The following is a 7,059-nucleotide window of genomic DNA, read 5'->3' as shown; positions in this document are numbered from 1 at the left end:
CCGCGCCACAGGGCGGCGGCGCAGGGGTTGCCGATTACCAGTTATGTTCCATCAGGCCGGCCAGCCGACGATGGAAATGCTGGAGGGCGATCTCGTTGCGCCACAATGTGGTGCAGAACCCGTCAGGCGCCCAGTTTAGGTTCGCCTGTCCGTCGGCCGACACGCTATAATCCTCCGTCGACACGACATGTTCGATGAAATCGTGAATTTCTTTCCAGCGCTCCCCCTCATCCGCGCGGCTCGTATGCGCAGGTTGATAGGTGTTGAGCAGCGAGAAACTGCGATCCACCGTCTCGCCTGGGAAAACGCGGGAAATGCCGTAAAACTGCCCGCCGCCCTTCATGCTGTTCACATTGATCGAAACATTGGGGAACAACATGTAGAGGCCGCCATAGTCGGTATGGGGCCACTCCGCCTCATTCTGGTCGGCATAATCCATGAACTCCTCGCGCGGGAAGCCCAGGCGGCAATGGCCATTGTCGAACTTGTCGTAGACCATGATGTTGCTGAACGCGAGCGCACCGATCGTCGTCGGGTGGAGCGAGGCGAAATGATAGCTTTCGCCATAGGTGTCATAGGCATATTTCCAGTTCGCCTCGCACTCCAGCCGGCTGGCCGCCATCGGCCGCGCCTTGTGCAATTCCAGTGCGGCAAGTTCGTCGCCGAAATCGCCCAGATGATCCGCCACGTCGATCGGCGCGCCATTGGGCGTGCCGCGCACGAAGATCATGCCCTTCCATTCCGCGACCGGAATGGGAATGAGGCCGAGATTCGCCTTGTCGATCCCCTCGAACCCCTCCTTGCCGGGCAGGCCGATCAGCTTGCCCTGGAGGTCGTAGGTCCAGGCGTGGAAACGGCAGGTCATGCGCGTGCGCTTGCTGCATTCCGTCACCAGCTTGGCGGCGCGATGCATGCACATGTTGAGGAAGGCGTTGACCTTCCCTTCCTTGTCGCGGGTGATGAGGATCGACGGCCCCAGCGCATCGAAGACCATCATGTTCCCCGGTTCGGGAATATCCATCGACAGGGCCGCCAGGATCGGCGTCTCGCGAAACAGCGTCTTGCGTTCCCGCTCGAAATAGACGGGGTCGGTATAGAGGCGCGGATCGATGCGCATCGGCGCGACGTCCATATCGGTCGTCTTGCTGCGCATCCGCTCCAGCGTCCGGCGGCGCAGGCCATAATGGGATTGCGTGCGGCGCGCGGTCGCCTCCGCGTCCGGCTCCGCGAGCGGAAGCATGGTGGCGATGTCGTCTGCCATGGGCCTTGTCCTCAGCTATGCATGTCGGGGAGCATCAGAATACCAGATCGAAGAAATCGGCGCGGGGCGTGCGCGTCTCGTCATAGATCGGCCCGTCGGCATCGACGCGGAATTTGCGGCTTTGCGCCACGATCGGCCCGCGCGACCGCAATTGCTTGCCCATGTCGGTATAGGCCGGATTCTTGAAATGCGCCGCCAGTTCCTCCTCGCTCGTCCAGCGTTCGAACACGTTGACGCGGCCGGGAACATAGGGGTCGTGCGACCAGGTGTAGATCTCGCAGCCCGGCTCTTCCAGCGCGGCTTCGATCAATGGCTTGGCCTCGTCGATGATGGCGTGCGCATGTTCGGGCGGCAGATCCATCTGTGCCCAGATCAGGATGATGCTCATGATTTGATTTCCCTTGGATTGAAACTGCGGGAGGCGAACAGCCAGCGGCCGTCGTGGCGCACCAGTTCATCTTCATAGATGCCGGCCTGGACGCGGGTGGGGCCATCCACCGGCATCAGATGCTCGAATGTGTGGGTGCGCAACGCGGCGCGGTCGCCCCGGATGTCCATCGCGCCGGGGAAGGCGATGAAGACCAGATCGGCATAGCGCGCCATCGCTCCATGCCAGGTCGCGACGATCGTATCGCGGCCCGAAATCTCGCGACCGGCAAAGCGCCACACCGCGTCTTCCGCCCAGCAGGCGCGCCATGCGTCGGCATCGCGCATCACGACCGCGTCGCCATAGCTGTCTATCAATTCGCGGATGAGCAGCCTGTCTTGTTCCGGCCCTGCGAACATCCTCTTCTCCTGTGCTGCGAAGCCGAACCACTATCGGCTTCCCTCATAAAAAGTCCAGATGGATTGTTTTTCTTCAAGCCCCGATCTGCTCGGCGACGGCGCGGCGCATCGGCGCACGACCCAACCAGCAGAACAGCGCGCCCAACAGCGTGGTGGCCCCGGCGAACAGCGCCATCGAATGGCCCAGCATCGCTTCGTCCTGGAACAGGCGGTCGGTAAAGGCGGCAACGATGATCGGCCCCAGGATCGTGCCCAACACGCTCAGAACGATCATATAGATCGCCGTCGCCTTGCCGCGCAGGCGACCGGGCGTTGCGATCTGGAGCGCCGCCGGGCCGATGCTGGCGAAGGCCATGATCAGAAAATAGGCGATATTGTAGCAGATGATCGTCGCCACGGCGCTGTCGACCAGATAGGCGGCGACGCCAAAGGGGCAGGCCAGCACGCACATGGCGCCGAAATAGATGAGATGCGCATCCTTGCGACCCCGACTGAAGAGGCGATCGACCGCCCAACCGTGGAACCAGAGGCCCAGCAGCGAGGAAAGCACCTGCGACAGGCCGAGCCAGAAGCCGATCTGCGCCAGCGGCATCGCGAAATGTCGCGCCAGATAGGCCGAGTTCCAGCTTTGCAGCCCGACCGCGAAGCCCATGATCATGGCGAAGGCAAGATTGTGCATCAGATAGAAAGCGGGATGGCGATGGAACTGACGACCCAAATCGCCGAAGGTCGCACTGTCGGTGACAGGCGTCGCCGGTTTCTGCCGCGGCGCTTCCGGGAAAGTCCATACCAGGAAGGCGAGCAGCAGGCCGGGAATGCCGGTCACGACAAATGCCGCCTGCCAGCCCGCAAGCGTGCCGACGATGGGCAGGGTGACGCCGCCAGCCCCGCTCACCAGCGCGACCACCGCGCCGCCGAGCATGAAGGACGTGCCGCTGCCCAGATTGCCGCCGAGCGTGAAGATCGACATAGGCAGGGTCAGTTTTGCAGGGGGGAAAAAATCGCTCATCAGGCTGTAGGCCGATGGATTGATCGTCGCCTCCGCGCCGCCGACCATGGCGCGCGCGCCCAGCAGCTGGCCGAATGTGCGGCTGATGCCCGACCCCATTGCGGCGAGGCTCCACATCAGCACGCCCACGAACAGGATGGCGCGGCGGCTGATCCGGTCGACCAGCCATCCGATAGGCAGGCTCATCACCATGAAAGCCAAACCGAAAGCGAGGCCGGGGATCAGGCTCACCTGCGAATCGGTGAGTTGCAGATCGGCCTTGATCAGGGGAAGCAGAAGGGCTGCGACCTGCCGGTCCAGTGTGCCGAACCAATAGAGCGCTGTAAGAACGGCGACGGCGCGCCAGCTTGTGCTGGAAGGAGGATAGGCCTGATCCTGTAGCGTCTGGCCACTTGTGTTCATCTTCATCCTCACCTCGCCCGCCCCCGACCATGGAGGATCTTTCAGCAATGCGTACATGATAGGCGCTTCGCACTCCAAGTCAAATTATCGCACGCGTTATATCATTCGCCTTTTTGCCCTGTCGCGGATAAAGGCGGCCTTGCCCCGACAACGCGCGCCACGACGTGCGATATTGTGCATATCGTTATATATTATGGCGCGCAATTTCGAGCGATCATGGTGAAAGGGCTGAGGACGGCCGGCCGCAGGGGTCCGTTTTGTGAGGGCGGAACAGGCCCTCGTTAGGATTTCCGCCAGGCTGGAGTTCCAGTTTGAATTCGACGCGGACGGCAAGCGGGCCGGTGGGTGCATGCGCATTTCGTGACGGACGATGCGAAAGGGTGGACATCAGCAAGGATACAGGTGCGCCGGCTACCGATGACCAAGCCGGACGACAGGCGTTCGCGGGACGAGTCGCCAAGGTCATCGGCATGATCCCGAAGCAGGCTGACGATTGACATTCCGACTCGTCATTGGGCGCGCGATAATGATCTGCGTCGACAAGGCTGGCCAGAACCTTGTTCCCGCAGGTCTTTTCTTTTCCCCGATCCTCCCCGCCGGGGACGTCCGACTCCAGATGCAGATAACAATATCGCACGCATTATAATTTATTTCCTATTGCCCGGCGCAACGATAGCGCGTAAGAAAATGACACGGGTTATCGAATGTAAAAATCGGCCCAGCGTTTTGGGGAGGATCGAATGGCAGGAATTAGTCGCGCTCGTTCAATGTGTGCCGTATCGTTGATGGCGCTGGCCTTGTGGCAGCCCGCGATCGCTGCTGCGCAGGAAGCGGCCGTACAGGATAGTGCCACGCCGCAGGGCGCCGATCAGCCGGTCACGTCTCAGGACATCGTGGTAACCGGCACGCGCCTCCAGAACGCCGGATTTGATGCGCCGACTCCGGTAAGCGTGGTTACCGCAGACCAGATCCAGCGGGCGGCACCGGCGACAATTTCCGATTTCGTGAACCAGATGCCGGCGCTGTCCGGCAGCAATACGCCGCGCACGAACAAGGCGCTGATCGGCAATGGCCTGGCGGGTGCCAACCTGCTCAACCTCCGCAATCTGGGCGTATCGCGCACGTTGGTGCTGATGAACGGCAAGCGGGTGACGCCGACTACCCTGACGGGCGCGGTAGATGTGAACACGCTGCCCAATGCCCTCGTCAAGCGGGTCGACATCGTCACCGGCGGCGCCTCCGCCGCCTGGGGTTCGGATGCCGTCGCGGGCGTCGTCAACTTCGTGCTCGACACCAAATATGAAGGGCTGAAGGGTAATTTCCAGTCGGGAATCTCGACCGAGGGCGATGCCAGCAACCTGACCGGCTCGCTCAGCTACGGCACCGCTTTCGCGGATGGAAAGGGGCATTTCCTCGTCAGTGGCGAATATACCCGCAATGGGGCGGCTACTTATGGCGGTCGCGACTGGTTCAAGGGCTACAAGGTCGTCAACAACCCGCAGGCTGGTCAGGCGGGCCAGACCACGTTCCTCGCGGCGCCCTGGGCGGCGCAGTTCGCCAATGACACTGGTCTGGTCGCGACCGGGCCCTTGGCCGGCTATTATTTCGATGCCCTGGGCAACCTTGCCGGCACCAATTTCCCGTTGGCGGGCATCGCCGGCGGCGGCACATTCTATTATGGCGACGAGGCGGTGTTCAATCGTCTTTATGATCAATCACCCCTGACCCAGTCGAGCATCCCGACGACACAGAAGTCGATTTATGCCCGTGCGTCCTATGACCTGACCGACGACATCAACCTTTATGTCGAGGGATCATACGCCACGTCCAAGGCCCATACTCGCGGCGCCAATTATGGCCGAAGCGGGCTTACCCCGGCGGTGATCGCCATCGACAATTTCTACCTGCCGCAAGTCGTGCGCAGTGCAATGGCTACCGCTGGCGTCACGACCATCCCGCTCAACATCCAGAACACGAAGATGGGCAATATCGGCATCGGTAACAGTCGCGATAATTATCGCGGCCTGATCGGCCTGGACGGCAGCTTCGGCGATGACTGGAAGTGGAGCCTGTCCTATCAATATGGCCGGGTCGATTCCAAGATTCGCGCCACCGACATGCCGCGTCCCGACCAATATGCGCTCGCGATCGACGCCATCGCCAATCCGGCCGATCCCACGCAGGCGATCTGCCGGTCGACCCTGACCGATCCGACCAATGGTTGTATGCCGATGAATCCGTTCGGCTCGCAAGTGCCCAGCCAGGCGGTTCTGAACAATGTGATCGGCCTGTCGCGGCAGGATATCCGCTATGAACAGCAAGTGGCGACCGCCAATATCGCGGGCAATCTGTTCGCCCTGCCGGCCGGCGACGTCAGCTTCGCGGCGGGCGCCGAGTATCGGCAGGAAAAGGCGCATGCGACCGCCGATGCCATCTCGCAGCGCACCGGTTTCTGGGCAGGCAATTTCAAGGCGTTCGACGGCAAGATCAACGTCAAGGAACTCTATGGCGAACTGGGCATCCCGGTGCTCAGGGACAGCGCGGTCGGCCGTTCGCTCGACCTCAACTTTGCAGGCCGTCTCACCGATTACAGCGTCAGCGGATCGGTCAAGACGTGGAAGGCGGGCTTCCGCTACGAGCCGATCGATGGGGTCGAACTTCGCCTGACCCGATCGCGAGATATCCGCGCGCCCAATCTTCAGGAATTGTTCCAGACTGGCGCCGTCACCAACACGCTGGTAAACGATCCGGCCAACGGTAATACTCCGATACGCGCGTTCGCCACGGTGAGCGGCAATCAAAGTTTGACGCCGGAAAACGCCGATACGTTGACGGCGGGTGTCGTTCTGCGTCCCGCTTTCCTGCGCGGTTTCCGGGCGTCGGTCGACTATTATGACATCAAGATCAAGGAAGCGATCGCGACCAATTCGGCGCAGTTCATTGTCGATCGCTGCTTTGCTGGCGACGCGCAATTCTGCACGGCGATCACCCGCAACAGCGCCAACCTGATTACTGGCATCCGCCTGCAACCCTTCAACGCCCTTGAGGAGCGGGCGCGGGGGATTGATATCGAAGTGTCCTACACCATGCCGGTGGCGGACGGCACGCTCGATCTGCGTGTATTGGCCAACTATGTCGACAAGCTGGACATCGTCCTGCCGACTTCGGTCATCACCCGCGCAGGGGAAGTCAGCAACAATGTCGGCGCGGCGGAAGGCGTGCCGCACTGGCGCGGGACGGCGACAGCGACCTATGACAGCAGCGCTTTGACGGCACAATTGCGCGGACGTCTGATCGGTTCGGCGGTCTTCGACGATAATTGGGGACCGACCGTCATCGACAAGCGGACCGTTCCCACAATCGTCTATCTCGACGCCTATCTGGGAATCAAGACGAGTTCGATCGCGCCGAAGAGCGAGTTCTTCCTGGCGGTCGACAATCTGCTGAACCGGGATCCTCCGGTCGTCGTTCAGCTTGATGCCTCCAACACCCAGGCATCTGGCACCAATCCGTTCCTCTATGATGTGATCGGCACGACGATCCGGGCAGGCTTCCGCTTCGAATTCTGACCGTCATCAGGCGATTTCCTCCGCCGTTCCCC

General features: G+C 61.5%; 5 protein-coding genes. 1 reads left to right on the top strand and 4 read right to left on the bottom strand.

Annotation, left to right across the window (positions count from 1 at the left end):
* Positions 1-34: 34 nt before the first annotated feature.
* The 4 genes from VMR39_RS18250 to VMR39_RS18235 all read right to left on the bottom strand — a co-directional run bounded on the left by VMR39_RS18250 (position 35) and on the right by VMR39_RS18235 (position 3,464).
* Positions 35-1,261: an aromatic ring-hydroxylating dioxygenase subunit alpha gene (locus tag VMR39_RS18250; protein WP_325417703.1), complete on the bottom strand. Its 1,227-nt coding sequence runs from the start codon at positions 1,259-1,261 to the stop codon at positions 35-37.
* Positions 1,262-1,295: 34 nt separating this feature from the next.
* Complete coding sequence (locus tag VMR39_RS18245) at positions 1,296-1,649, bottom strand: putative quinol monooxygenase (protein ID WP_325417701.1); 354 nt, start codon at positions 1,647-1,649, stop codon at positions 1,296-1,298.
* The gene (locus tag VMR39_RS18240) at positions 1,646-2,047 is read right to left on the bottom strand and encodes a nuclear transport factor 2 family protein (protein WP_325417699.1); all 402 of its coding nucleotides are present in this window, start codon (positions 2,045-2,047) and stop codon (positions 1,646-1,648) included. Before VMR39_RS18240 ends, VMR39_RS18245 begins: the two co-directional genes overlap by 4 nt.
* A 73-nt stretch (positions 2,048-2,120) precedes the next feature.
* Positions 2,121-3,464: an MFS transporter gene (locus VMR39_RS18235; protein WP_325417697.1), complete on the bottom strand. Its 1,344-nt coding sequence runs from the start codon at positions 3,462-3,464 to the stop codon at positions 2,121-2,123.
* 779 nt (positions 3,465-4,243) lie between these two features.
* On the opposite strand from VMR39_RS18235, the gene VMR39_RS18230 reads away from it, so the two are divergent.
* The gene (locus VMR39_RS18230) at positions 4,244-7,027 is read left to right on the top strand and encodes a TonB-dependent receptor plug domain-containing protein (protein ID WP_325417695.1); all 2,784 of its coding nucleotides are present in this window, start codon (positions 4,244-4,246) and stop codon (positions 7,025-7,027) included.
* Positions 7,028-7,059 lie beyond the last annotated feature (32 nt).

This window comes from Sphingobium sp. (assembly GCF_035511395.1).
In the GTDB taxonomy this organism is placed as follows: Bacteria; Pseudomonadota; Alphaproteobacteria; order Sphingomonadales; family Sphingomonadaceae; genus Sphingobium.
The sequence above is the reverse complement of the archived record's forward strand: the minus strand, read 5'-3'. Positions and strand labels throughout refer to the sequence as shown.